Source organism: Roseateles sp. T103 (assembly GCF_057219915.1).
The window spans coordinates 21,172-45,810 of record NZ_JBXVVS010000005.1 but is presented as its reverse complement, the minus strand read 5'-3'; the positions used below and the strand labels follow the sequence as shown (position 1 = coordinate 45,810).

Below are 24,639 nucleotides of genomic sequence, written 5' to 3'. Positions count from 1 at the left end.
AGGCGGGCCGGGAATCCGGCCCTGCAAGCTTCAGCGGGGTGCCGGGCTCTGCGCCTCGCCGCGCTCGTAGACCACGTTGGCACGGCCCACCAGCAGCGGGTCCATCTGGCCGATCTTGTCGAGGTCCTTGTTGGCGTAGGGCAGCTGGTGCAGCACGTAGCGCATCGCGTTCAGGCGCGCGCGCTTCTTGCAGTCCGACTTCACCACGGTCCAGGGCGCCTCGGCGATGTCGGTGTGGAAGAACATCGCTTCCTTGGCCTTGGTGTAATCGTCCCACTTGTCCAGCGAGGCCTTGTCAATCGGCGAGAGCTTCCACTGCTTGAGCGGGTGCGCCTCGCGCTCCTTGAAGCGGCGGCGCTGCTCCTCGCGGCTGACGGAGAACCAGAACTTGATCACGTGCACGCCCGAGCGCACCAGATTGCGCTCGAACTCCGGCGCCTGCCGCATGAACTCGTTGTACTCGTCGTTGCTGCAGAAGCCCATGACCCGCTCGACGCCGGCGCGGTTGTACCAGCTGCGATCGAACAGCACGATCTCGCCAGCAGTGGGCAGGTGCTGCACATAGCGCTGGAAGTACCACTGGCCGCGTTCGACCTCGCTGGGCTTTTCCAGCGCGACGACGCGGGCGCCGCGCGGGTTCAGGTGTTCCATGAAGCGCTTGATCGTGCCGCCCTTGCCGGCGGCGTCGCGCCCTTCGAAGAGGATGATGACCTTCTGGCCGGTCTGCTTGACCCAGGCCTGCAGCTTCAGCAGTTCCACCTGCAGGCGGTACTTCTGCTTCTCGTAGGCCCGTCGCGACATCAGGTTCTTGTACGGGTAGCCGCCTTTGCGCCAGTTGGGCGCCAGCTCCTCGTCCGGGTCGACAGTGCCCTGGCGTACCGAAACCTGCAACTCCTTCAGCAGCGCCTTGCGCAGCGCCGCCGCGTCGTCCGGAGCGGCGCCGGCCACCACGGCGCGCACTGAACTGGCCAGGCTGCCGGCGGCGTTCTTGCCGACGATGTCCTTCAGCGCCTCCAGCTCGCGCGCCTGCGCCTTTTCCACCGCTTCCGCCACCGTGCGCCGTGCGATGCGTTCAGGCTTCAGCGTGCCGGTGGTGTCGCCAGCGCGCGTGCTCCGCGGGCGCGGCGTGCGAACTGCGGCAGTCTTAACGGATTTGCGCTCGGCAGCAGGGTTGTTTCGATTGGTTGCCATAGTCTTGTGACATTACGATGGATGCTCAGGGTCAGAATTCCATCGACAGGGAGTGCTGTCATTGATGCCGATCAAGTGAAGGGCCGGCACAGGCAGACGCAACCGACGAGAACGAGCCGATCGCGGAGACAAATCAGTTGTTTCGTCTGAACGAGGAATACCTTCGACCCTTGACGCTTGCCCTCATGGCTGCCGGCATCGGGCTGGCACCGTCAGCCCAGAGCCATGCGGCCTGTGAGCGGCCGGTGTTGGTGCCGGCGGCGCCGACAGGGCGCATGGTGCAGGTGGAGGGCAACGAGGTCGGCGGTGCCTTGCCTGAGCTGCTGCGCGAGATCGGGCGCGAGATTGGCTGCGAGTTCCGCTTCCCGGTGATGCCGCGTGCGCGCGTGCATCAGGAGGTGATCGAGCAAGGGCGCATGGATCTGCTGCTGCCGGCCGGCCGCAACTCGCAGCGTGATGCGGTGGCGCAGTTCGTGCCGCTGCTGCGCGAGCAGGTCGCCCTGGTCGTCCACCAGTCGGAACAGGGCAGCGCGCCAGCCAGCCTGGCCGAGCTCAGGGACCGTTCCGCATGGCGTGGCGCGCTGGTGCGCGCCTATGCCTTCAATGACGAGTACGTCGGCCTGGTCGAGGCCCTGCGCACCCAGCAGCGTGCCGATCTGGTGACCGACCCGGCCTCTGCCATGCGCATGCTGCACGCGGGACGCGTGCAGTTCAGTCTGCTGCCGCCGAGCTCGCTGCAGGATGCCGATGGGCAATGGCGGCCGGGCCTGCAACTGCTGCCGCTCGCGGGTCTGCCGGCGATGGAGTTCGGCGTCTACCTGTCCCGCAAGAGCCTGCCCAATGCGGACCGGCAGCGCATCGCCGAGGCCTTGCAGAAGGCCGTGCGCGAGGGGCGCGTGCGCGCTGCGCTGCTGCGCCACTACCCGGCCGAGCTGCTCGACTGGGCGCGGCCGCGCTGAGGCGCGGGCGGCGGCCGCTTCACGGCGCTGTCATCGTCGCCGCCTAGGCTGCGGGGCTTCCACCCCAACGCCTTTGCGCCGACAGCCATGAACCTCTCTTCGCGTCTCGATCGTCTGCTGTGTCGTCAGCCCCTGGCCGCGTTGCTTGCCGGCCTGCTGGCCAGTGGCGCCGCGCAGGCCCAGCCGGTGGCCTATCCGGCCGAGCTGGCCGGCCATGCGCTGCTGCCAGCGCGCAGCTTCGTCGCCGCGCCGAAAGACGCGCCCGAGTTCCTGCGCAGCAGCGGCAAGTTCACGTCCGCCGATGGCCGCCGCATCGACAGGCTGGAATCGGTGATGGGCAGCTCCTTCCTGTCCGACAAGAACGCGCCGCGCGCCACCGGCGTCAGCCTGCCCTTCAAGGGCCAGGCGGTGCAGGGCTTCTCGGGCATCAAGACGCTCAAGGACGGCAGCTACTGGGTGCTGACCGACAACGGCTTCGGATCGAAGGCGAACAGCGCCGATGCGATGCTGATGTTCCACCGCGTCAAGCCCGACTGGGCCAAGGGCCAGGTGCAGCGTCTGCAGACGGTGTTCCTGCACGACCCCGATCGCAAGGTACCGTTCCTGATCGTCAACGAAGCCACTGCCAAGCGCTACCTGACCGGCGCGGATTTCGACATCGAATCGATCCAGCTGATCGACGGCGAGTTCTGGTTCGGCGACGAGCTGGGCCCCTACCTGATCCGCGCCGACCGCCATGGCCGCGTGCTGGCGGTGTTCGAGACGCAGCTCGACGGCAAGACGCTGAAGTCGCCCGACCACTACAGCGTCACGACGCCGGCGGTGCCGGGCCAGTTCGCCACGCCGGTACGCCGCTCGCGCGGCTTTGAGGGCATGGCTTCCAGCACCGACGGCCAGTTCCTCTACCCGCTGCAGGAAGGCCCGCTGTGGCTGGACGGCGAGAAGAAGTGGGAGACCGACAAGGACGGCCGCGAGCTGCTGCGCGTGCTGGAATTCGACGTCAAGCGCGGCGCCTGGACCGGCCGCAGCTGGAAGTACCCGCTGGAGCTCAAGGGCAACAACATCGGCGACTTCAACATGATCGACGCCGACACCGGCCTGATCATCGAGCGCGACAACGGCGAAGGCCTGGAGGCCCATGCCTGCAAGGGCGCGCCGCAGCCCGACTGCCAGAACCTGCCGGCGCGCTTCAAGCGCGTCTACAAGGTCAGCTTCAAGGATGCCGATGCCGACGGCGTGCTGCGCAAGATCGGCTACATCGACCTGATGGACATCGCCGATGCCAAGGGCGTGGCCAAGCGCGGCAGCAGCAAGGACGGCCGCTTCAGCTTCCCCTTCGTGACGATAGAGAACGTGGACGTGGTGGATGCCGAGCACATCATCGTCGCCAACGACAACAACCTGCCGTACTCGGCCGGCCGCCAGCCCAATGTGCAGGACGACAACGAGTTCATCCTGCTGCGCGTGCCCGAGCTGCTGAAGGCGCGCTGAGGCGCCGGCCGCGGCCGCGCTCAGGCGCGGCCGAAGCTCGTGTCGATGCGGCCCAGCCGCACCATGGTCGCGCCGGGCCTGGCGCGGCCATAGGAGGGCATCACCAGCACGCAGTCGTCGTAGGCGGTGCTGAAGACGGTGTCGCCGTCCTGCGCGAAGGCGGTGCCGGCCTTGGGCAGCACGTCCAGGCCGTGCACCGGGAAGAGGAAGCGGAAGTCCTCGCTGCGTGCGGCCACCGCCTCGTCCACGCGGATCAGGCGCTGCTGGCCGGGCAGCGGCAGGCGCAGCCGCGACTCCACCCAGGCCGCGTCCAGCACGCCGGTCAGGCGCAGGAAGCGAAGCAGCGCATCGATGGCCACCACGGCGCTGGAGCGCTCCCAGTGCTGGCCGCATTCGATCAGCGCGGCGTTCTTCGCGCTGGCCGGATCGCCGAAACCGCCGCGGTCGCGCATGCGCAGGCCGGCGGGGTGGCCGGTGTCGATCAGCAGCTCGGAGGGCATGCCGAGCTGACGCGCGAACTCCGCGCCCTTGTCGAGCAGGCCGCAGACCATCAGCGGCCGGCAGGCGTCCTGCATCGAATGGATGTCGAGCAGGTAGTCGGCCGCATCGACGAAGGGGCGCAGCACGCGCGCGCGGCGCAGCTCCAGCGAGTCGCGCCGGCTGTAGAGCACCTCGTCGGCCCAGACGCGGTTGAGGTCCTCGTCCACGTAGCGCGAGGCGGCCGGGTTCGCCGGGTCGAAGCGCTGGTAGGCCTCGACATTGCCGAAGCTGAGCACCAGCCGGCCGCGCTGCGGCTGCAGCGTGCGCCCGATGCCCTGGCGGAACAGCCAGTCCAGCGCGATCGCGCCGCAGAGCTCGTTGCCATGCGTCAGCGCCTGCACCATCACCGTCGGGCCAGCGCGGCCCGAGTCGTAGACATGCACCCAGGGCACGCCGGTGGCGCTGTCGCGGTAGGGCGCGATGTCGGGGGCGTGCAGCTCGACCTGGGTCGGCATGCCGGCGGGATTGGTCTCGCTCATTTGCCGGGCTCTTCCTTGACGTCCTTCTTGTAGATCATCTCGCCCTTGTCGGTCTGCTGGTCGTCGCGGTACTCGCCTTCCCAGCGATCGCCGCTGGCCCAGCGGAACACGCCCTGGCCATGCTTCAGCCCGGCGCGCCAGCCGCCTTCGTAGCTGTCGCCGCTGGGCCAGCGGAAGCGCCCCTGGCCTTGCGGCTGACCCTGGGCGATGTCGCCCTCGTACTCGCTGCCGTCGGCATAGCGCATGCGGCCGCGGCCCTGCGGCACGCCGGCCTCCACCGGGCCTTCGTAGACATTGCCGTTGGCGAAGCGCATCACGCCGCGGCCCTGCGGCTTGTCGTTGACCCAGGTGCCGTCGAACTCCTGGCCGCTCGCCCAGCGGTAGCGGCCCTGACCGTGCGGCACGCCGTCGCGGAACTGGCCTTCGTAGCGGTCACCGCTGGCATAGGCCATCACGCCGGCACCCTGCGGCACGCCGTCGATCACCGGGCCCTCGTAGCGGTTGCCGTTGGCGAACAGCATCTGGCCGCGGCCGGTCGGCCTGTCGTCCTGCCAGTCGCCCTTGTAGCGCTGGCCGCTGGCCCAGCGCAGCTCGCCCTGGCCCTGGCGCTTGCTGCGCAGCAGTGCGCCTTCGTAGACGTCGCCATTGCTCCATTCGACGCGGCCGGTGCCGGTGACCACCTGACCAGTCTCGCGCGCGAACAGGCCCTGGTAGCGTGTGTCGCCGACACGGATGTCGATCTCGCTGGGCTTGGGCGGCGCGGCGACGGGCTCGTCGGGCTTGGTCGGCGTGGCGGTGGCCGCGGCGCTGACGCTGCTGGCCGCGCTGCCGATCGCCGAGCCGATGCTGCCGAGCAGGCCGGGGCCTTCGCTGGCCGCAGCGGTGGCGGTGGATGCGCCTGCAGCGGCGGCGCCGCGTGCGGCCGGCGCGGCGGCACTGGCTGCCGCTGGCTTGGCGCTGGGTGCCGTGGCCGCCGGAGCAGCCGCCGCCGGCGCGGTGGCCGGCTTGGCCGCTGCCGTGGCCACGGGCGCGGCGGGCGCGCTGGTCCCGGCGGGGTAGCTGGCCACCCAGGGCGTGCCGCGCTCGCGCGCCAGCGCCTGGGCATTGTTCTGCGCCAGCTCCTGCGCATTGCCCTTGCACTGGCCCACCGCGTTGCGCCACAGCGTCTCGGCTTCCATCGAGAAGCGCTGCTTGTCGGCCAGCGCCAGGCCGGCGGCGCTGTTGCGGAACTTCTGCGTGTGCTCGCGCGCACGGTCGAACAGCGGCGCGCAGTGCTCGGCGTTGTGGCCGTCGATCTCGCTCTGTGCGTGGCGCTGCTTGGCAATCTGCTGCTGCTGGCCGCTGCATTGTTCGGCGGCCAACTCCCACATGGTCTCGGCCTTGCGATAGAGCGCGCCGGCATCGCTCCAGCGGCGCTCGCCGAAGGCCTGGCGCGCCAGGTCCTGTAGCGCGGTGGCGTCGCGGTGCGCGCCCTCGCAGGCGGCGCCGGCTGCCTGGCGTTCGGCCAGTGCGGCGCGCTGCTTCTGGCCATCGGCCAGGTGGCGGCTGGCGCGCTCCTTGGCGCGGTCTTCGCAGCGCTGCACGGCGGCGGTCCACAGCGCCAGTGCCTCGTCGAGCTGCTGGATCTGCACGTCCAGGTCGCGCTTGAGCGTCTGCGCCGTGGTGGCGCGCAGGTCGGCGGCAATGGCGCGTGCGGTGAGCATCGCGCAGCTCGGCGGAGGCGGCGGCGCCGGCGCGGCAGCCGAGGCCGCCGGCGCGGTTGCGGATGCCGCGCCCTCGCTGGGCATGCTCAGTGCGGCGTCGGACGCGGCCGGTGCGGGGGGCATCTGAGCGCGCACTGTGGGCGTCAGCGCGAGCGTCAGCAGCAGGGCCAGCGCGGGGGCGAGAGGGTTCATGGCTTGCGGGGAGCGGCAGAGGATTCGGCGGGGATGTCCAGCATCGCGTCGATCAGTCCACGCGAGAAACGGCCGGCGCCGGGATCGTTGGGGTCTTCGAAGGAGAAGGCCTCTGGTGCGGAGGCCAGCGGCATCGCGCCGATCTCGTTGGCCAGCTCGTCGGGCCTGAAGCCCTGCAGGATGGCGAGCACCTCGCCCTCGAGGCCCTTGGCCTGCGCGACCTTGTTCAGCGCGGTCAGCCGCTCGGCGTCGAAGATCAGCGTATTGGCGGTGAGGCTGCGCTCGACCATCTTCTGGTGCAGCGTGAAGCCGGCCAGCGGGTTGGCGCCGAGCTTGCCCATGCGCTCGAAGGCCCAGCGGTCCGCGTCGTCGAACACCGTGGCGCCGATCCGTGCCACGCCGCTGAGCGAGCCGCGGTTCGCGGCGGCCTGCTGCAGCGCATCGACCACCTGCGCCTTGGTCAGCTGTTGCGCGGCATCGACCAGACCTTCGCGGATTCTCTGCATGGCCAGCGCCTTGCCCTGCTCGATCAGCTGCTGCTTGAGCACCTCGGTGGCGACGGTGGCCGCGGCGGACTTGGCAGCACTGATCGCCGCATTGGCCGCCAGCGCAGCGCCCTGCAGGCCGGAGGCCAGCGTGACCAGGTTGTAGAGCGTGCCGGCGATCTTGGTGCCGTAGTGGTAGGTCTTCATGCGCGCGCCGCCCTCCTCGGACAGGCCCTGCGTCCACAGCACGGCCCACAGCGCTTCGTCCTCGCTCGGGTCGGCACGGGTGATCTCCAGCGGGTGCAGGCTGAGCAGCCAGTGATAGTCCTGCAGCTTGGGCGTGTTCGGCGGCGCCAGCCGCGCATAGCCGCGGCAGACCTTGAAGGGTTTCAGCGTCGCGCTCTTGCCATCGGCCAACTGCACCGCGAAGGGCTTGCCCTCGTCGCGGTACTCAGCCAGGCGCTCGAGCAGCTTCTGGCTGTCGTCGCTGGCCGAGCCAGCGATTCTGACGATGCGCTCGCCGACCTGCAGCGGCGCGTCGGCGCTGGCGGCCACGACGGTGAGCCGCTCGTCCACGCCCAGGCCGCGCACCCAGGCGACGCGGTCGTTGTCGCTCCAGCCCTGGCTGGTGGCCACCGCGATCGGCAGTTCCCACTGCGTGTCGCAGTCGCTGTCCTTCAGCGCGCCGCTGCGCACGATGGCCGGACGCAGCGCGCGCTCGCCGGCACCATAGGCGCGGATATTGCCGAGCAGCACCTCGTCGACCTTGCGACCGTCATCAACGGTGTACTTGGGGCCGGCGCAGCCGGCCAGCAACAGGGACAGCACGAGACAGCTGACCGGGGCACGCCAGCGCGGAGACGGTCGGGGCAGGGCAGACATCGAGGGTCTTGGACGATGCGAGGTTGCCCGGCAGTTTAGGCGCCGCCATCGCCCGGCATGGGGCAATCGCGCCACCTGTTGACGGGGCGCCTCAGAACTTGCCCACAGGGCTCAGGTCGGCGAAGCCGGCGTCGGCCTGCTTGCTCTTCCAGGCCATGATGGCCTGGCCCATCTCGGCGGTGTCGAAGACCGCGCTCTGCAGCACGCTCATATGCGCCAGCGAAGCGGCCACGCCATGGTCGCGCGCATGGTTGAGCGCAAGCTTGCTGGTGGCCATCGCCAGCGGGGACTTGGATGCGATCTGCGCGGCGAGCTTCATCGCATGATCGAGCAGGGCCTCAGGGTCGGGCAACACGGTATTGACCAGGCCGACGGCCAGTGCGCGCTCGGCGGGCAGCCGTTCGCCGGTGTAGGCCAGCTCGCGCGCCAGCCCCTGCGGGATCAGGCGCTGCAGGCGCTGCAGGATGCCCAGGTCGGCCGCCATGCCGATATTGATCTCCTGCACGCTGAAGAAGGCGTCGGCACTGCAGACGCGGATGTCGCAGGCTGCGGCGAGGTCGAAGCCGCCACCGATGCAGCCGCCCTGCACGGCACAGATCACCGGAAAGCGCGCCTCGTCGAGCACGCTGAAGCAGTCCATCAGCGCGCGTAGCGAATCCTGGAAGCTCAGCCGCGCGCGCGGACTGCTGGTGTCGAGCACCGCACCCTGGCCGGCGAAGGTGTCCAGCGCCATGCCGGCGCTGAAGTGCTTGCCGGTGGAGGAGATCACCAGCACCCGTGTGCGGCCCTCGTCGTGCAGGCGGCGCACCGCATCGCGCAGCGCCGGAAAGAAGGTCGGCGCCATCGTGTTCATGCGCTCGGGGCGGTTGAGCTGCAGATGGGCGACGCCCTGGGGCGACTGGGCGAGCGTGAAGAATTCGTTCATGGCTTGGGGTCCCTATTGATCACTGCTTGTGCGTGCACAGTGGCGTAGCTTACTCAGGGGACGGCCACGGTCTATCCGCTGCGCGACACAAGCAGGCGCTTGCGTACTTTTACTGAAAGGGGAACACCGGGTGCGTGTAGCGGGGTGGCCTGCCTACACTGCAGACGATGCGTACTCTGAGAACCAGCGACGGTCTGCCCCTGCACTGGCGGCAATGGAGCAAGCCCGGCATGGATCCGGCGCGTGGCACGGTGCTGCTGGTGCATGGCTTGGGTGAGCATGTCGGGCGTTATGAGCATCTCGCCGCTCAACTCAACGACTGGGGCTGGCATGTGGTCGGCCACGACCAGCGCGGCCACGGCGCTTCGGGCGGTGCGCGCGGCGACATTCCTGCCGCGGACAGCCTGCTGCTCGATCTGGCGCTGGTGATCGACGAGTTGCGTGCCGATGCGCAGCTGGGCGCCGGTCCGCTGGTGCTGCTGGGGCACAGCATGGGCGGCCTGGTAGCGGCACGCTTCGTCGCGGGCGGCCTGTCGGTCAATCATGGCGGCGTGCTGCCGGCCTGGTTCCGGCCTGTGGATGCGCTGGTGCTGAGTTCGCCTGCGCTGGACCCGGGCATGTCTCCCTTCCAGAAACTGCTGCTCGCGGTCGCGCATCCGCTGCTGCCGCATCTGGCGGTGGGCAACGGGCTGAAGCCCGCCTGGATCTCGCGCGATGCGGCGGTGGTGCAGGCCTACAAGAACGACCCGCTGGTGCACGACCGGGTCACGCCGGCTCTTGCCCGGCTGATCGCCGACGAGGGCCGCACGGTGATCGAGCATGCGCCGGCCTGGGTGGTGCCGACCCTGCTGATGTGGGCCGGTGCGGACCGCTGCATTGCGCCGGCAGGCAGTGCTGCCTTCCTGGCCCAGGCGCCGACCACGGTGGTGCAGGGCCACGAGTTTGCCGCGCTCTATCACGAGATCTTCAACGAGCCGGAGCGCGAGCTGGTCTTCGCGCGGTTGCGCCGTTGGCTGGATGCGCGCTTTCCGCACGGCCGCTGAGCCTTGCAGTGCGGCGCGCTGGGTAAACTGCCGGCTCACCCGCCACGAGCTGGAGACCGCCATGAATGCACGCGACCCCGCACTGCCCCTGCAAGCCGATGAAGCCAGCGCGATCGGCGCCTATGCCGAACGTGTCTGGGACGAGGAGATCGTCCCGGCGCTGACCGACTACATCGCCATTCCCGCCAAAAGCCCGATGTTCGACGCCGACTGGGCCAGGAACGGCCATCTGGAGAAGGTGGTGCGTGACGCGGCGAGCTGGGTGGAAAGCAAGAAGGTGGCCGGTCTCAAGCTCGAGGTGGTGCGCATCGAGGGCCGCACGCCGGTGATCTTCTTCGAGGTGCCGGCCACCAAGAGCGGCTGCACGGACACCATCGTGCTGTACGGCCACCTCGACAAGCAGCCCGAGTTCAACGGCTGGCGCAGCGACCTCGGGCCCTGGACGCCCAAGTACGAGAACGGCCTGCTCTACGGCCGCGGCGGCGCCGACGACGGCTATGCGGTCTATGCCTCGCTGACCGCGATCATGGCTCTGGACAAGCAGGGCATTCCGCGGCCGCGCTGCGTCGGCATCATCGAAACCTGCGAGGAAAGCGGCTCCTTCGACCTGCCGGCCTATATCGACGCGCTGAAGGCTCGGCTGGGCAATGTCTCGCTGGTGGTCTGCCTGGATTCGGGCGCCGGCAACTACGAGCAGCTCTGGCTGACGACCTCGTTGCGCGGCATGGTCAGCGGCGTGCTGAAGGTCGAGGTGCTCACCGAGGGCATCCATTCGGGCGACGCCTCCGGCCTGGTGCCGTCGAGCTTCCGCATCCTGCGCCAGGTGCTCGACCGGCTGGAGGACAGCAAGACCGGCCGGCTGCTGCCCGAGAGCTTCCATTGCGAAATCCCGACGCAGCGTGTCGAGCAGGCGCGCGCCGCCGCGGCGATCCTCAAGGACGAGGTGTGGAAGCGTTATCCCTGGGCCTGCGGCGCCGATGGCGGCCCGGTGCTGCCGATGACCCAGGATCCGGTCGAGGCGCTGCTGAACCGTACCTGGCGCCCGACGCTGTCGGTCACCGGCGTCGATGGCTTCCCCGAGCTGAAGAGCGCCGGCAATGTGCTGCGTCCCTACACGGCCTTCAAGCTCTCGCTGCGTCTGCCGCCGCTGATCGATGGCAACCAGGCGGCGCTGGAACTCAAGGCCCTGTTGGAAGACAACGCGCCCTACAACGCCAAGGTCACCTTCGTGCCCGATGGCCGGGCTGGCGCCTACGGCGCGACCGGCTGGAACACGCCCGAGCTGTCGCCCTGGCTGGAGACGGCGCTGAACGAGGCCAGTCAGACCCATTTCGGCGCGCCGCTGGGCTATATCGGCCAGGGCGGCACGATCCCCTTGATGAGCATGCTGCAGAAGGGCTTCCCGAAGGCGCAGATGATGGTCTGCGGCGTGCTCGGTCCGAAGAGCAATGCCCACGGCCCCAATGAGTTCCTGCATGTGCCTTACGGCAAGAGGCTCACCGCCGCCGTGGCGCAGGTGATGGCGGCGCACCCCTGAGTTGCCGCGCCGACGCGGCTGAACGAACAAGGGCGGGATCTCGAGATCCCGCCCTTGTGCATTGATGGGACAGCAGCCGCCGGCTTACAGCAGCATGCGCAGATGAGCCTGGGACTGCAGCAGCGGCGGCAGGCAATGGTCGACAAGCTGGTCCATGCTCATGCGTGAGGCATGGACGCTGACGCTCATCGCCGCTACCACCTCGCCGCGGTAGTTCTTCAGCGGCACGGCCACGGTGCGCAAGCCCATTTCCAGTTCCTGATCCACGCAGGCATAGCCCAGCGAGCGGATGCGCGCGATCTCGTTGCGCAGCCTCTCGGGCTGGGTGATGGTATGGGGCGTCAGAGGCCGAAGCTCCTGGCGCGCGATCCAGTCGTCGACATCGGTCTGCGGCAGCGCTGCCAGCATGGCGCGGCCGGTGCCGGCGCAATAGGCCGGCACGCGCGTGCCGGGCTGCAGCACCGGCGACACGGCACGGCCGGCGCTGGTGGCGGAGATGCAGATCACGTCGTTGCCATCGAGAACGCCAGCGCCGCTGGCCTCCTTCATCGCATAGGCCAGCTTGTGCAGCTCGGGTTCCACCAGCCGCGGCAGGCGGGCCGAGTGCATATAGCTCTGCCCGAGGCGCAGCACCCGGGGCGTGAGGGCGAACATCTTGCGGTCCTGCGAGACGAAGCCCAGATGGGTCAGCGTGAGCAGGTAGCGGCGGGCGGCGGCCCGGGTCAGCCCGGTGCGTGCCGCGACCTCGCTGATCGTCAAGCGCGGGCGCTCCTGATCGAAGGCCTCGATCACCGCCAGGCCTTTTTCGAGGCCGGCCACGAGGTCGCGCTTGAGCGGGCCGCGGGTTTCGCTGTCGGAGGAGGGGCTGGCTGCCGCGATTGCGGCCAGATCATCTAGGGCACGGGCTGCAGACATGGGTGGCGCTTCGAAAGGGGCGATAGGCGCCCGGCTGTGCGCTAGCCGGGCGGGACTCCTTCACTATAGGGGGGGCGTTTGCGCATCTGCGTACGCAAAAACCGGAATTTCGGGCGCATGGCGCACATTTGCCGGCGGCCCGGTGGGGCTGACCGCTCCGCCCATCCCCCTTCGGTCAGACGCGCTCGACGATCAAGGCAATGCCCTGGCCCACGCCGATGCACATCGTGCACAGGCCGTAGCGACCGCCGCTGCGCTGCAGCTGGTTCACCGCCGTCATCACCAGGCGGGCGCCGCTGGCACCCAGCGGGTGGCCCAGCGCGATGGCGCCGCCATTTGGATTCACGCGCGGGTCGTCGTCCTGCAGGCCGAGGTCGCGCAGCACCGCCAGGCCCTGGGCGGCGAAGGCCTCGTTGAGCTCGATCACGTCCATCTGCGCCAGGCTCAGGCCAGTGAGTTCGAGCACGCGGCGCGTTGCCGGTGCCGGGCCTATGCCCATGATGCGCGGCGCCACGCCGGCGGTGGCCATGCCGACCACGCGGGCGCGCGGCGTCAGACCATGGCGCTTGGCGGCGGCTTCGCTGGCGATCAGCATCGCCACCGCGCCGTCGTTGACGCCCGAGGCGTTGCCGGCGGTCACCGTGCCGTCGGGGCGCACCACGCCCTTGAGCTTGGCCAGTGCTTCGAGGCTGGTCTCGCGCGGGTGCTCGTCGCGGCTGACGACGACCGCGTCGCCCTTCTTCTGCGGGATCGTCACCGGGCAGATCTCGGCGTCGAAAAAGCCGGCCTTCTGCGCGGCCACCGCCTTGAGCTGGCTCGCAAGAGCCATACGGTCCTGCGCCTCGCGTTCGATCTTGAAGTCGGTGGCGACGTTCTCCGCGGTCTCGGGCATCGAGTCGACGCCGTACTTCTCCTTCATCAGCTTGTTGACGAAGCGCCAGCCGATGGTGGTGTCGTAGATCGCGTTGCTGCGCGAGAAGGCGCTCTCGGCCTTGGGCATCACGAAGGGCGCGCGGCTCATGCTCTCCACGCCGCCGGCGATCATCAGCTCGGCCTCGCCGGCACGGATGGCGCGCGCGGCAGTGCCGACCGCGTCCATGCCCGAGCCGCACAGGCGGTTGATCGTCGCGCCGGGCACGCCGATGGGCAGGCCGGCGAGCAGCGCGGCCATGCGTGCGACGTTGCGGTTGTCCTCGCCGGCCTGGTTGGCGCAGCCGTAGAGCACGTCGGCCACGGCCTCCCAGTCGACCTTGGTGTTGCGCTCCATCAGCGCGCGAAGGGGCATGGCACCGAGGTCGTCGGTGCGCACCGAGGAGAGGGCGCCGCCGTAGCGGCCGATGGGGGTGCGTTGCGCGTCGCAGATGAAGGCGTGCTGGGTCATGGCTTGTGCTCCTGTGCTGTTGTCTGTTGTGAGTGGTTTGTCATGCCGCTCCGCGGGCGAGCAGCGGCACGCCGCTGAGCGCCTGCAGGCTGGCGTGGTCCAGTCCGTCGACGCAGTCGACGACGCGCAGGCCCTGCGGCGTGACGTCGAGTACGGCGAGGTCGCTGTAGATGCGTGCGACGCAGGCCGGCGCCGTCAGCGGATAGCTGCACTGCGCGACGATCTTGCTGTGGCCCTGCTTGCTCAGGTGCTCCATCATCACGTAGGTCTTCTTCGCGCCGATGGCCAGGTCCATCGCGCCGCCGACCGCGGGGATCGCGTCGGGCGCGCCGGTGTGCCAGTTGGCCAGGTCGCCGGTGACGGAGACCTGGAAGGCGCCGAGCACGCACAGGTCCAGGTGACCGCCGCGCATCATCGCGAAGCTGTCGGCGTGGTGGAAGAAGCAGCCTCCGGGGCGCAGCGTGACGGGCTGCTTGCCGGCGTTGATGAGGTCGTAGTCTTCATCGCCGGCAGGCGGCGGCGGACCCATGCCGAGCACGCCGTTCTCGCTGTGAAAGATCACCTCGCGCTCGGCCGGGATGTGCGCGGCCACCAGCGTGGGCAGGCCGATGCCGAGGTTGACGACGGCGCCCTCGGGAATGTCGCGCGCAACGCGCGCGGCCATCTGCTCGCGTGTCCAGGGCGTGTAGTTGACGGTGACGCTCATCTCAGCTCCTGGCGGCGTTGCCGCCGGCACGGGCAGGCCTGAAGGCGATCGGTACGACGCGTTGCACGAAGATGCCCGGCGTGACGACGGCCTCGGGGTCCAGCGTGCCCAGCGGCACGAGTTCGTGCACGGTGGCGATGGTGGTGCGCGCGGCCATCGCCATGATGGGGCCGAAGTTGCGCGCCGTCATGCGGTAGCAGAGATTGCCCCAGCGGTCACCGCGCTCGGCCTTGATCAGTGCGAAGTCGGCATGGATGGGGTACTCGAGTACCTGGCCGCGGCCGTTGATGATGCGTGTCTCCTTGCCCTCGGCCAACTGCGTGCCGTAGCCGGTGGGCGTGAAGAAGGCACCAATGCCGGCGCCGGCGGCACGGATGCGCTCGGCCAGATTGCCCTGCGGCACCAGTTCCAGCTCGATCTTGCCGGCACGGTAGAGGCGGTCGAAATGGTGCGAGTCGACCTGCCGAGGAAAGGAGCAAATGATCTTGCGCACGCGGCCGGCGCCGATCAGCGCGGCCAGGCCGGTGTCGCCGTTGCCGGCGTTGTTGTTCACCACGGTCAGCTCGCGCGCGCCCTGCTCGAGCAGAGCCTCGATCAGTTCGTCGGGAAGGCCGGCCGTGCCGAAGCCGCCGATCATCACTGTCGAGCCGTCGCGCACATCGGCAAGCGCCTGCTGTGGCGTCGGACAAGTCTTGTCGATCATGGCGTGATGTAGTGGTTGTTCGTATATAGAACCTGTGTTCTATATTTCACGAGGACTGTCCCTTTTGATGCACAAGAGGTCAAGTGGGGCGCGTGACAATTCGCACGTAAATTTGTTTGCCTTGCAAGCAGATGCACGAAATGCGCTTTGTTCACTCAAGAAGGGCGGGCAGATGGACGATGCTGCTCCCGAAAGCGCCTGAAAGGCCTAGCAGGCGGTAGGTACAAAATGAAGGACAGGTCTTCGGAACCCCTGATCGACGTCAGCCAGCTGAAGGTTGGCATGTTCATCCATCTCGACTTGGGGTGGATGTCGCATCCCTTTCCGCTGAGCAGCTTCAAGCTGAGCTCGGAAGAGCAGCTGGCGACCATTCGCCGCCTTGGAATTGCGCAGGTGCGCTGGAGTCCGGGCAAAAGCGATTTGCAGACCGACGCAACGCCGGTGCCGGTGCCGCAGGAAGCGGCGGCGGGATTGGCTGGCGCCGATCCCCTGCAGGCTCAGCGCGACGCGCACCGGCGTGCGCTGGCTGCCCAGCGTGCTGCGCTCAACCTCTGTGAGAAGCAGTATGGCGAGGCGGCTGCGGCCTATCGACAGGCTGTCGAGCTGATGCCGAGCCACCCGCAGGGGACGCGCGAACAGACCGTGGCCCTGACCGGCGCGATGCTCGACAAGATGCTGGTCGAGGGCGACATCAGCATCCGGCTGCTCAACGAAAGCGCTGGCGATCGCGGCACCGCGCATGCGCTGAATGTGTCGATCATCTCGCTGCTGCTGGGGCGCGCCTTCGGCCTGGGGCGCGAGGAGCTGATGGATCTGGGTGTCGGGGCCTTGCTGCATGACATCGGCAAGCAGGAATTGCCGGCGCGCGTGCGACACCGTGACGAGAGCTTCACGCTGCCCGAGACGCAGCTCTATCAACAGCACGTGACCAAGGGCGTGGCGTTGGGGCAGCAGATGGGCTTGTCCGCCGGCCAGCTGCTGGTGATTGCCCAGCACCACGAAAACGCCGATGGCAGTGGCTTCCCTCAGCGCATCAATGTCGACCGCATGAGTGCGGCCTCGCGCATTGTGGCGTTGGTCAACCGGTTCGACGGCCTGTGCAATCCGCTGGTGACGTCCAAGGCTATGACGCCCCACGAGGCGCTTTCGCTGATGTTTGCGCAGGGACGCAACCGCTTCGATGCGACCATGCTGAACGCATTCATCCGCATGATGGGCGTCTATCCGCCGGGCTCGGCGGTGCAGCTGACCGACGACCGCTATGCGCTGGTCGTCGCGGTGAACTCCTCGCGTCCGCTCAAGCCCAAGGTGATGGTTCACGATCCCAAGGTGCCGCGTGAGGACGCTCTGATCGTCAATCTTGAAGATCACTCTGACCTGGGCATCCGGCGCAGCCTCAAGCCCAGTCTGTTGCCGCGCGACGCCTTGCAGTACCTGACCCCGCGCACCCGGGTGGCCTACTTCTTCGAGAGCGCGGCCACCTCACCCGTGGGGGAGATGGCTGCGTGATCAAAGCCCTGCTCAAGTCGCCAGCGCCGCCGCTGGTGGACCAATACCAGCCTCTGCTGGATGGTCTGCAGGAGGCGGTGTATCTGGTCGATGCGGGCACGAACGCGCTGCTGGCCATCAATGACGCCGCCGCCCAGCTGATGGGCGCCGGTGCAGGCTCGCTGCTAGGCATGTCCATGCAATCGCTGGCCTGCACGACGGAGGACGCGATCTTCTGGAGCGAGGCGGCAGCAGGTCTGCGCGAGGGGCTGCACTCCGACACCCTGATGCGCCGTGCTGACGGGCAGACCCTCTGGGTGTCGCGGCGCATCAGCTTTGTGCCGCAGCCGGGCAGCGCCGGACTCTGGATGGTGGCCATCCAGGATCAGACGCGCCAGCGGCAGCAGGATGAGGACCGCGAGACCTTGCTGGCCGAGCTGCGTGCGACGCTGGAGTCGACCGCCGACGGCATCCTCGTCATCGACCTGGCTGGGCGCATGCGCAGCTTCAATCAGCGTTTCGCCTCGCTCTGGGGCATTCCCGAGGACCTGCTGCTGGAGCGCGATGACGAGGCCGTGCAGGCCTGGATGCGTCGCAGCGTCGTCGATGCCGGCAGCTATGAGAGCCGCCTGGCGGCAATCCAGGATGCGCCGCTGCTGCAGACCAGCGATGTGATCAGACTGCACGACGGCCGTGTGCTGGAGCGCGTCTCCCAGCCGCAGTGGAGCCGTGGTCGGCCGATCGGGCGCGTGTACTCCTTCCGCGACCTGAGCGAGAAGCTGGCGGCGAACCAGCGCATCGAAGAGCTGGCGCATTCGGACATGCTCACCGGCCTGCCCAACCGGCGTGCGCTGGCCGAGCGGCTCGACTACGCGCAGGCGATCGCGCGCCGCGACGGCCAGTCTTTCGCGCTGCTGGATGTGGATCTCGATCGCTTCAAACAGATCAATGGCACGCTCGGCCACAGCTATGGCGATCGCGTGCTCAAGGAAGTGGCGCTGCGTCTGAAGGATTGCCTGCGCGAGGTGGACACCGTGGCGCGCCTGGGCGGCGATGACTTTGCGCTGCTCATCCACCAGGCCGATGCGCGAGCCGCCGAGTTGGCCGCTCGGCGCGTGCAGGAGGCGATGTCGCGCCCGTTCAGTTTCGACACGCTGAACTTCACCGTGACCTGCAGCATCGGTATCGCGCTCTTCCCGGGAGATGGCGCGACGGTCGAGGAGCTGATGGCCAGCGCCGAGCGTGCGATGCACTGGGTGAAGGAAAGCGGGCGTGGCGACTTCCGTTTCCACCAGCCGCGCAAGGACGTGGACCTGCTCTCGCGCATGCGCCTGGACCATGCGATGCGCCAGGCCTTGCAGGAGGACCGCTTCAAGCTGTTTTTCCAGCCCCAGGTCGATCTGGCCGATGGTCGCGTCATCGGCGCCGAGGCGCTGATCCGCTGGCACGACCCGGTTCGCGGCGATATCTCGCCGGCCGAGTTCATCCCGGTGGCCGAGGAGAGCGGCTTTGTCACCGCGATCGGCGACTGGGTGCTGCAGCGTGCAGTGAAGCAGGCGTCCGCCTGGCTGCGCAAGGGCCGACGCATGCCGGTGGCGGTCAATGTGTCGGCCTTGCAGTTCCAGCAGCCGCAGTTCGTCGATCGGGTGGCTGCCGTGCTGCGCGAGCATGAGCTGCCGCCGGAGCTGCTCGAGCTGGAGCTGACCGAAGGCATCCTGCTGCGCGATGCGGACGAGGCGCTGTTGCGCCTCGAGGCGCTCGATGCGCTGGGCGTGTGCATGTCCATCGACGACTTCGGCACCGGGTATTCCAGCCTCGGCTACCTGAAGCGCTTCCCGATCCAGCGCCTGAAGATCGACCGCAGCTTCGTCAAGGGGCTACCCAGCGACGAGAGCGACGCTGGCATCGTCAATGCCGTCGTGCAGATGGGCCGGGCGCTGCATCTCTCGGTGATTGCCGAAGGTGTGGAAACCGCAGAGCAGCAGGAGTTCCTCAGGCGCTGCGGCTGCCACGAGTTCCAGGGCTATCTTTTCGCGCCGGCACTGGACGCTCAGGCCTTCGAGCAACTCGTCTGGCGCGCCCCGACCGTGGCTGCTGTCGCGCCCATGCCGCCGGCCCGACCGGCGCTGGCGCCGGCGCGCCTGATGCGCGGCGGCTGAGGACTTGCCCGGGCCGTATCTGCGGCCGAAAGCCTCCACAATACCCTCCAGCTCACAGGAGGGTACGTGCTCTACAAGTTCAGATCCAAGGCAGCTGCCGACGTCATCATGATGGGTGCGGCAGGCGACCAGTTGCTCCGTCTGCTCGGGCGCGAGCCGTCTGCCAGCGGCATCGTGCTGGCCGCACAGTTGCCTGCGGCGATTGCCGAGCTCGAGCGGGCGGTGGCCGAGGACGAGGCCGAGTTTGCTCGCCTGCAGCTGGAGGCCGAGGAGCGCGGCGAACCTGTGCCGCAACGTCAGGGCGTCAGTCTGCGGCAGCGAGCCTGGCCGGTGTTGGAGCTGATGCGACGCAGCCTGGCGGCTGGCCAGGACGTGGTCTGGGGCGTCTGAGCATGGACGCTCTCGACCGGGTCACGACGGTGCTCGCAGTGCGTCATGGCGAGACGGCCTGGAATCGCGAGACCCGCATCCAGGGGCAGCTCGACATTCCGCTGAACGCGCTAGGCCGGGCCCAGGCGCAGCGGCTCGCGCAAGCCCTGGCCGATCAGCCCATCGATGTGATCTATGCCAGCGACCTGGGGCGCGCCGATGAGACGGCGCGCATCGTGGCCGAGCTGCTGGGCCTGGAGGTGCGCAGCGACCCGGGCCTGCGCGAGCGCGCCTTCGGCGTCTTCGAGGGCAAGACCTGGGCGGAGATCGAGGAGCGCTGGCCCGCCGAGAGCGAGCGCTGGCGACGCCGCGATCCGGAATTCGGCGCCGCAGGCGGTGAGAGCCTGCAGGACTTCTATGCGCGCGCCGTGGCGGCCGCGCAGCGGCTGGCGGCCGCTCATCCTGGCCAGAGCGTGCTGCTGGTCGCGCACGGCGGTGTGCTCGACTGCCTCTACCGCGCCGCGGCCCGTCAGCCTTTGCAGGCGCCGCGCACCTGGCTGCTCGGCAACGCCACGATCAACCGCCTGCTCTACACCGGACAGGATTTCAACCTCGTCGGCTGGAATGACGACAAGCACCTCGAGGGCTTGAGCCTGGACGAGGCAGCGGCCTGAACGCTGCAGGCCCACGACAAGAGTTCCAAGGAGCGAGCCCCCATGCGTCCTGAGCAGATCATCGTCTTCGCCACGCCGGTCTTCTTTCTGCTCATCGGCATCGAGTATCTGGTCGGCCGCTGGCGCAGGCGCAACACCTACCGTCTGGCGGATGCGATGTCCAGCATCGGGCTGGGCATGCTCAGCCAGGTGGTTGGTGTCGGCACCAAGCTTTTCACTCTGGGCATCTATGTCTGGGTCTATGAGCACGCGGCGCTGCTACGCCTGCCGGATGACGCGGTCTGGGTGTGGGTTGCCGGCCTGCTGCTGTACGACTTCCTCTATTACTGGTACCACCGCTTCGGTCACGAAGTGGCATTGCTGTGGGCGGCCCATGCGGTGCATCACCAGAGCGAGGACTACAACCTGTCCACCGCACTGCGCCAGACCAGCAGCGGCTGGATCGTCGGCTGGGTGTTCTACCTGCCGATGGCGCTGCTGGGCTTCTCGCCGCTGGTGTTCGCCGTGGTTGCGCTGATCGATCTGCTCTACCAGTACTGGGTGCACACGCAGCAGATCGGGCGGCTGGGCTGGTTCGATCGCTGGTTCTGCTCGCCCTCCAACCACCGCGTGCATCACGCGGTCAACGAGGTCTATATCGACAAGAACTACGGTGGCATCCTCATCATCTGGGATCGCTTGTTCGGCACCTTTCAGGATGAGCTCGATGAGGTGCCCTGCGTCTACGGCACCAAGGAGCCGCTGCGCAGCTGGAATCCGTGGACGGCCAACACCACCGTCTATGTTGGGTTGTGGCGCAAGATGCGCGCGGCGCGCGGCTGGCGCAACAAGCTTGCCGCCTGGTTTGCCTCCGCAGGATGGCAGCCCGAGGCCGGTCTGCCGCCAGCGCCCGCATCCAGCGAGGCGCAGGATCTTGCGTCGCGTCAGCGCTACGACCCGCAGCCGGGGTCGGTGCGGCTGGCCTTGGCTGCTGCGCTGTTCCTCATGCTGCTGGGTGCGACGGCGGCCTTCCTGTGGTGGGCTCACACGCTGGGGCCGCTGGGCTGGCTCGGGGCGACGCTTTCCATGACTCTGGGTCTTGTCGGCGTGGCGAAGCTCTGTGAACCTGCGACATCCCACGCATAGCAGGTACCTGTTGCAATTTCGCGTCGATGCTTATCGGGAATTACCCGCAGCTCCTATACTGCCCTTCGCTCTCATGCCCGTCGTCTTGCCGACGCGGGCGAGGTCGAAACATCTTTCAAAGGGTAAACGATGAAGAAGATCGCACTCGTGGCTGCTATGGCAGCCCTGTCCAGCGCCGCTTTCGCGCAAAGCAGCGTGAATATCTACGGCCGCTTCAACGCTACGGTCGAAAGCCAGAAGGAAGGCAATGCCGACCGCAAGACCGTCGTCGCCAACAACGCTTCGCGTATCGGCTTCAAGGGCACGGAAGACCTGGGCGGTGGCCTGAAGGCGTCGTTCGTGCTGGAGCATGGCTTCAATGTCGACGAAGGCAAGGCCACCGGCAATATGTGGAACCGTGAGTCGTCCGTGCAACTGGCCGGCGCCTTCGGTGCTGTCCGTCTGGGCAACTGGACCCCGGGCTCGTACTTCGCCACCGCTGACTACGTCAGCATGCACAACCACGACACCGGCTCGTCGGAAGACAAGCTGTACAGCGGCAACGGCTGGGCGACCACCAACAAGATCGCTTACTTCACCCCGACGGTGAACGGCTTCAACGCCGAGGTGGCTATGTCCCTGGGCGAAGGCGCTCAGAAGCGCGCTTACGATCTGGCCGGCAACTACCAGGCTGGCGCTCTGCACCTGGGCGCAGGCTATGCCAAGCGTGGTGACGTGAACCAGTTCGCTCTGCGCGGCCTGTACGAGATGGGCGCGTTCACGGTTGGCGGCTACTACCAGCGTGCTGACGATGGCGCGACCACGCGCGACATCTATCGCCTGGCTGGCATGTATGTGATGGGCGCTTCCGAGTTCCACCTGAACTACGGCAATGCCGAGAAGTTCAACGCTGCTGGCAGCGCCAGCCAGTACACGCTGGGCTACAACTACAACCTGAGCAAGCGCACCAAGCTGTACGGCTACTACACCGCCGTCGACGCCAAGAACAAGGCGTCGGACTTCAGCTCGCTGGCTGCTGGCATCCGCCACAACTTCTGATCGAACCTCGATCGGAAATGAAAAAAGCGACCCTCGGGTCGCTTTTTTCTTGGCTGAATCGCTGGGCGCAGTCGGCTATTCGTCGAACAACTGCCCGGCGCTCTTGGGTGGCGTCAGGCCCAGGTGCCGATAGGCGGCCAAGGTGGCGATGCGCCCGCGCGGCGTGCGCTGCAGGAAACCCTGCTGGATCAGGTAAGGCTCGATCACATCCTCGATCGTGCCGCTCTCCTCGCCGATCGCGGCGGCGACGTTGTCCAGGCCGACCGGCCCGCCGTCGAAGCGGTGCACCACCGCCTCGAGCAGCTTGCGGTCCATCAGGTCGAAGCCCTGCGGATCGACATCCAGCATGGCCAGCGCCTTGTCGGCCATGGTCTTGCTGATGCGGCCGTCGCCCTTGACCTCGGCATAGTCGCGCACGCGGCGCAGCAGCCGGTTCGCGATGCGGGGCGTGCCGCGCGAGCGGCGCGCCACTTCCAGTGCGCCCTCTGGATCGATGGGTGCATTGAGCAGCCCGGCCGAGCGCGTGACGATGCGCTGCAGTTCCTCGGCGTTGTAGAACTCCAGTCGCGCGACGATGCCGAAGCGGTCGCGCAGCGGGTTGGTCAGCATGCCGGCGCGCGTGGTGGCACCGACCAGCGTGAAGGGCTGCAGGTCCAGCTTGATCGAGCGCGCCGCCGGGCCCTCGCCGATCATGATGTCGATCTGGTAATCCTCCAATGCCGGGTAGAGGATCTCCTCGACCACCGGCGAGAGTCGGTGGATCTCGTCGATGAAGAGCACATCGTTCTTCTCGAGATTGGTCAGGATGGCGGCCAGGTCCTTGGGCTTTTCCAGCACCGGTCCGGAGGTCTGGCGCAGGTTCACGCCCAGTTCAGCGGCAATGATGTGCGACAGCGTAGTCTTGCCCAGCCCGGGCGGGCCAAACAGCAGCACATGGTCCAGCGCTTCGCTGCGCTTGCGCGCGGCGCCGATGAAGATCTCCAACTGCTCGCGCGCCTTGGCCTGGCCCACGTATTCGTCGAGCAACTTGGGGCGCAGCGCGCGCTCCAGCGCCTCTTCGTTGGGCGAGCTCGGCGCGGCACTGACCACGCGGCGTGCTGCAGCCGGCGGCACGTCGCCGAAATCGTCGGTCTGGATGCTCATGACAGCTTCTTCATCGCCAGCTTGATGCCTTCGCTGACACCGACATCAGGGGGCAGCGCCTTCAGCGCGGCACCGGCTTCCTTCTCGCTGTAGCCCAGCGCGATCAACGCCTGCAGGATGTCAGTCTGCGCGTCGTTGGCCACCGCCACGGGCGCGGACAGGTCTGGCCCGAGCTTGCCCTTGAGCTCCAGTAGCAGCCGCTCGGCGGTCTTCTTGCCGATGCCCGGCACCTTCACCAACCGGCCGGACTCCTGCTTGGAGACGGCCTGCGCCAGCTCGCCGACCGACAGGCCGGACAGCAGCGAGAGCGCCATCTTCGGGCCGACGCCGCTGATCTTGATCAGCAGGCGAAAGGTGTTGCGCTCCTCGGCGGTGAGGAAGCCGAACAGCACATGGGCATCCTCGCGGATGCTCAGATGGGTGAGCAGGCTGGTGCGCTCGCCGAGGCCCGGCAGATTGAAGAAGGTGCTCATCGGCACGTCGACCTCGTAGCCAACGCCCTGCACATCGATGAGGACCTGCGGGGGCGCTTTCTCCGCGATGACGCCGGTCAATCTTCCAATCATTGGCTGATTATCGGTCTCTCGCGAAATGGCTCGGTCGACTGTTGATCGAGCGAGGTCCGAGGATCCGGCTCAGCCGGTCCTACGGACCTGCCAAGGCCAGCGGCCTTGGCCTTCGGCAGGCACGAACAGTCCTCAGGACGGTCCGTGTCCGGCCTCAGCTCCCTTGAGGTGGCAGCCGCAGGCGGTAGGGGGAGCGCTCAATTCCTGCCGAACAGGCCGAGGCGTTGGGCCTCAAGCGCCGCTTCGGCGCGCGAGCTCACGTTGAGCTTGCGGTAGATCTGCTTGACGTAGTCGGCGATGGTGTGGCGAGACAGGCCCAGCTGCACGCCGATCTCTGGCAGCGTGAAGCCCTTGGCCACGCGCAGCAGCACCTCGCTCTCGCGTTCGGTCAGCGAGACCTCGTGCAGCAGCTGACTGGCCTGCGGACGACGCTGGGAGGCGAAATAGGCGATCACCTTGCGCGCGATCGACGGCGACAGCGGCGGCTCGCCCTGGCTGATGCGCTGTAGCTGCTCGACCAGCAACTCGCGCGACTGCTCCTTGAGCAGGTAGCCGAAGGCGCCGGCCTGCAGCGCCGGGAAGAGATGCTCGTCGTCGTCGTGGATGGTCACGATCACCGACTGCACCTCGGGCTGCTGCTCGCGCAGCGCGGCGATCACGTCGACGCCCGAGCCGTCCGGCAGGCCCAGGTCCAGCAGCGCGAGCGTGAAGCGCTGGCTGGCGACCAGCTTCAGCGCGTCCTGCACCCGCGAGCACTCGGTCACCTGTGCATTGGCGAAGACTTGCTTGACCAGCGCCTTGAGCCAGGCGCGGATCTCAGGAATGTCTTCGAGCAGCAGGATGTGATTCATGTTCAAGGTCCTTCTCCCCGACTGTACTGCGACCACCACACAGGGGTCGCCCATTCGACCTTATCGGCCAGCTTCTGTTCGATTCAAGCGACCG

22 protein-coding genes are annotated in these 24,639 nt (G+C 67.9%); 10 read left to right on the top strand and 12 right to left on the bottom strand.

Annotation, left to right across the window (positions count from 1 at the left end; genetic code table 11):
• Positions 1 to 30: 30 nt before the first annotated feature.
• Complete coding sequence (gene ppk2, locus AC2EBS_RS14730; protein ID WP_484729192.1) at positions 31 to 1,191, bottom strand: polyphosphate kinase 2; 1,161 nt, start codon at positions 1,189 to 1,191, stop codon at positions 31 to 33.
• Between the two features lie 170 nt (positions 1,192 to 1,361).
• Here ppk2 and AC2EBS_RS14725 point away from each other — a divergent pair, with 170 nt between their 5' ends.
• Positions 1,362 to 2,150, top strand: a complete 789-nt coding sequence (locus AC2EBS_RS14725; protein ID WP_484729191.1) for a substrate-binding periplasmic protein — start codon at positions 1,362 to 1,364, stop codon at positions 2,148 to 2,150.
• Positions 2,151 to 2,237: 87 nt separating this feature from the next.
• A complete protein-coding gene (locus tag AC2EBS_RS14720; RefSeq protein ID WP_484729190.1) occupies positions 2,238 to 3,641 on the top strand; it encodes an esterase-like activity of phytase family protein in 1,404 nt (467 codons plus the stop codon).
• Between the two features lie 20 nt (positions 3,642 to 3,661).
• Here the strand turns inward: AC2EBS_RS14720 and AC2EBS_RS14715 are convergent, their stop codons facing one another.
• From AC2EBS_RS14715 to AC2EBS_RS14700, 4 genes are all read right to left on the bottom strand, one after another.
• Positions 3,662 to 4,660: a M14 family metallopeptidase gene (locus AC2EBS_RS14715; protein WP_484729189.1), complete on the bottom strand. Its 999-nt coding sequence runs from the start codon at positions 4,658 to 4,660 to the stop codon at positions 3,662 to 3,664.
• Positions 4,657 to 6,555: an MORN repeat-containing protein gene (locus AC2EBS_RS14710; protein ID WP_484729188.1), complete on the bottom strand. Its 1,899-nt coding sequence runs from the start codon at positions 6,553 to 6,555 to the stop codon at positions 4,657 to 4,659. Before AC2EBS_RS14710 ends, AC2EBS_RS14715 begins: the two co-directional genes overlap by 4 nt.
• Positions 6,552 to 7,868, bottom strand: a complete 1,317-nt coding sequence (locus AC2EBS_RS14705; RefSeq protein ID WP_484729187.1) for a hypothetical protein — start codon at positions 7,866 to 7,868, stop codon at positions 6,552 to 6,554. Before AC2EBS_RS14705 ends, AC2EBS_RS14710 begins: the two co-directional genes overlap by 4 nt.
• 145 nt (positions 7,869 to 8,013) lie before the next feature.
• Entirely contained in the window at positions 8,014 to 8,847 is an 834-nt protein-coding gene (locus tag AC2EBS_RS14700) for an enoyl-CoA hydratase-related protein (protein ID WP_484729186.1), read from the bottom strand.
• 167 nt (positions 8,848 to 9,014) lie between these two features.
• Here AC2EBS_RS14700 and AC2EBS_RS14695 point away from each other — a divergent pair, with 167 nt between their 5' ends.
• On the top strand, positions 9,015 to 9,890 hold the full coding sequence (locus AC2EBS_RS14695; protein ID WP_484729185.1) for a lysophospholipase: 876 nt from the start codon (positions 9,015 to 9,017) through the stop codon (positions 9,888 to 9,890).
• 61 nt (positions 9,891 to 9,951) lie between these two features.
• On the top strand, positions 9,952 to 11,427 hold the full coding sequence (locus tag AC2EBS_RS14690; protein WP_484729184.1) for a M20 family metallopeptidase: 1,476 nt from the start codon (positions 9,952 to 9,954) through the stop codon (positions 11,425 to 11,427).
• Between the two features lie 84 nt (positions 11,428 to 11,511).
• Here the strand turns inward: AC2EBS_RS14690 and AC2EBS_RS14685 are convergent, their stop codons facing one another.
• The 4 genes from AC2EBS_RS14685 to AC2EBS_RS14670 all read right to left on the bottom strand — a co-directional run bounded on the left by AC2EBS_RS14685 (position 11,512) and on the right by AC2EBS_RS14670 (position 15,132).
• A complete protein-coding gene (locus tag AC2EBS_RS14685; protein ID WP_484729183.1) occupies positions 11,512 to 12,342 on the bottom strand; it encodes an IclR family transcriptional regulator domain-containing protein in 831 nt (276 codons plus the stop codon).
• A gap of 175 nt (positions 12,343 to 12,517) precedes the next feature.
• A complete protein-coding gene (gene pcaF / locus AC2EBS_RS14680) occupies positions 12,518 to 13,723 on the bottom strand; it encodes a 3-oxoadipyl-CoA thiolase (protein WP_484729182.1) in 1,206 nt (401 codons plus the stop codon).
• Positions 13,724 to 13,763: 40 nt separating this feature from the next.
• Positions 13,764 to 14,429, bottom strand: coding sequence for a 3-oxoacid CoA-transferase subunit B (locus AC2EBS_RS14675; protein ID WP_484729181.1), 666 nt, complete (start codon positions 14,427 to 14,429; stop codon positions 13,764 to 13,766).
• A 1-nt stretch (position 14,430) separates the two neighbouring features.
• Positions 14,431 to 15,132, bottom strand: coding sequence for a 3-oxoacid CoA-transferase subunit A (locus tag AC2EBS_RS14670; RefSeq protein ID WP_484729180.1), 702 nt, complete (start codon positions 15,130 to 15,132; stop codon positions 14,431 to 14,433).
• A 228-nt stretch (positions 15,133 to 15,360) separates the two neighbouring features.
• Here AC2EBS_RS14670 and AC2EBS_RS14665 point away from each other — a divergent pair, with 228 nt between their 5' ends.
• The 6 genes from AC2EBS_RS14665 (at position 15,361) to AC2EBS_RS14640 (ending at position 21,985) form a co-directional block, all read left to right on the top strand.
• Positions 15,361 to 16,641: a cyclic di-GMP phosphodiesterase gene (locus AC2EBS_RS14665; protein ID WP_484729179.1), complete on the top strand. Its 1,281-nt coding sequence runs from the start codon at positions 15,361 to 15,363 to the stop codon at positions 16,639 to 16,641.
• Positions 16,638 to 18,779, top strand: a complete 2,142-nt coding sequence (locus AC2EBS_RS14660) for a putative bifunctional diguanylate cyclase/phosphodiesterase (protein ID WP_484729178.1) — start codon at positions 16,638 to 16,640, stop codon at positions 18,777 to 18,779. Before AC2EBS_RS14665 ends, AC2EBS_RS14660 begins: the two co-directional genes overlap by 4 nt.
• Positions 18,780 to 18,845: 66 nt before the next feature.
• A complete protein-coding gene (locus AC2EBS_RS14655) occupies positions 18,846 to 19,169 on the top strand; it encodes a DUF1840 domain-containing protein (RefSeq protein WP_484729177.1) in 324 nt (107 codons plus the stop codon).
• A gap of 2 nt (positions 19,170 to 19,171) precedes the next feature.
• Positions 19,172 to 19,822, top strand: a complete 651-nt coding sequence (locus AC2EBS_RS14650) for a histidine phosphatase family protein (RefSeq protein ID WP_484729176.1) — start codon at positions 19,172 to 19,174, stop codon at positions 19,820 to 19,822.
• Positions 19,823 to 19,864: 42 nt separating this feature from the next.
• Positions 19,865 to 20,947, top strand: a complete 1,083-nt coding sequence (locus tag AC2EBS_RS14645) for a sterol desaturase family protein (RefSeq protein ID WP_484729175.1) — start codon at positions 19,865 to 19,867, stop codon at positions 20,945 to 20,947.
• Between the two features lie 129 nt (positions 20,948 to 21,076).
• On the top strand, positions 21,077 to 21,985 hold the full coding sequence (locus AC2EBS_RS14640) for a porin (protein ID WP_484729174.1): 909 nt from the start codon (positions 21,077 to 21,079) through the stop codon (positions 21,983 to 21,985).
• A gap of 75 nt (positions 21,986 to 22,060) precedes the next feature.
• Here the strand turns inward: AC2EBS_RS14640 and ruvB are convergent, their stop codons facing one another.
• The 3 genes from ruvB to AC2EBS_RS14625 all read right to left on the bottom strand — a co-directional run bounded on the left by ruvB (position 22,061) and on the right by AC2EBS_RS14625 (position 24,545).
• Positions 22,061 to 23,128: a Holliday junction branch migration DNA helicase RuvB gene (gene ruvB, locus AC2EBS_RS14635; protein WP_484729173.1), complete on the bottom strand. Its 1,068-nt coding sequence runs from the start codon at positions 23,126 to 23,128 to the stop codon at positions 22,061 to 22,063.
• Positions 23,125 to 23,694, bottom strand: coding sequence for a Holliday junction branch migration protein RuvA (ruvA, locus tag AC2EBS_RS14630; protein ID WP_484729172.1), 570 nt, complete (start codon positions 23,692 to 23,694; stop codon positions 23,125 to 23,127). Before ruvA ends, ruvB begins: the two co-directional genes overlap by 4 nt.
• 197 nt (positions 23,695 to 23,891) lie before the next feature.
• Positions 23,892 to 24,545, bottom strand: a complete 654-nt coding sequence (locus AC2EBS_RS14625) for a response regulator (protein ID WP_484729171.1) — start codon at positions 24,543 to 24,545, stop codon at positions 23,892 to 23,894.
• Positions 24,546 to 24,639: the final 94 nt, after the last annotated feature.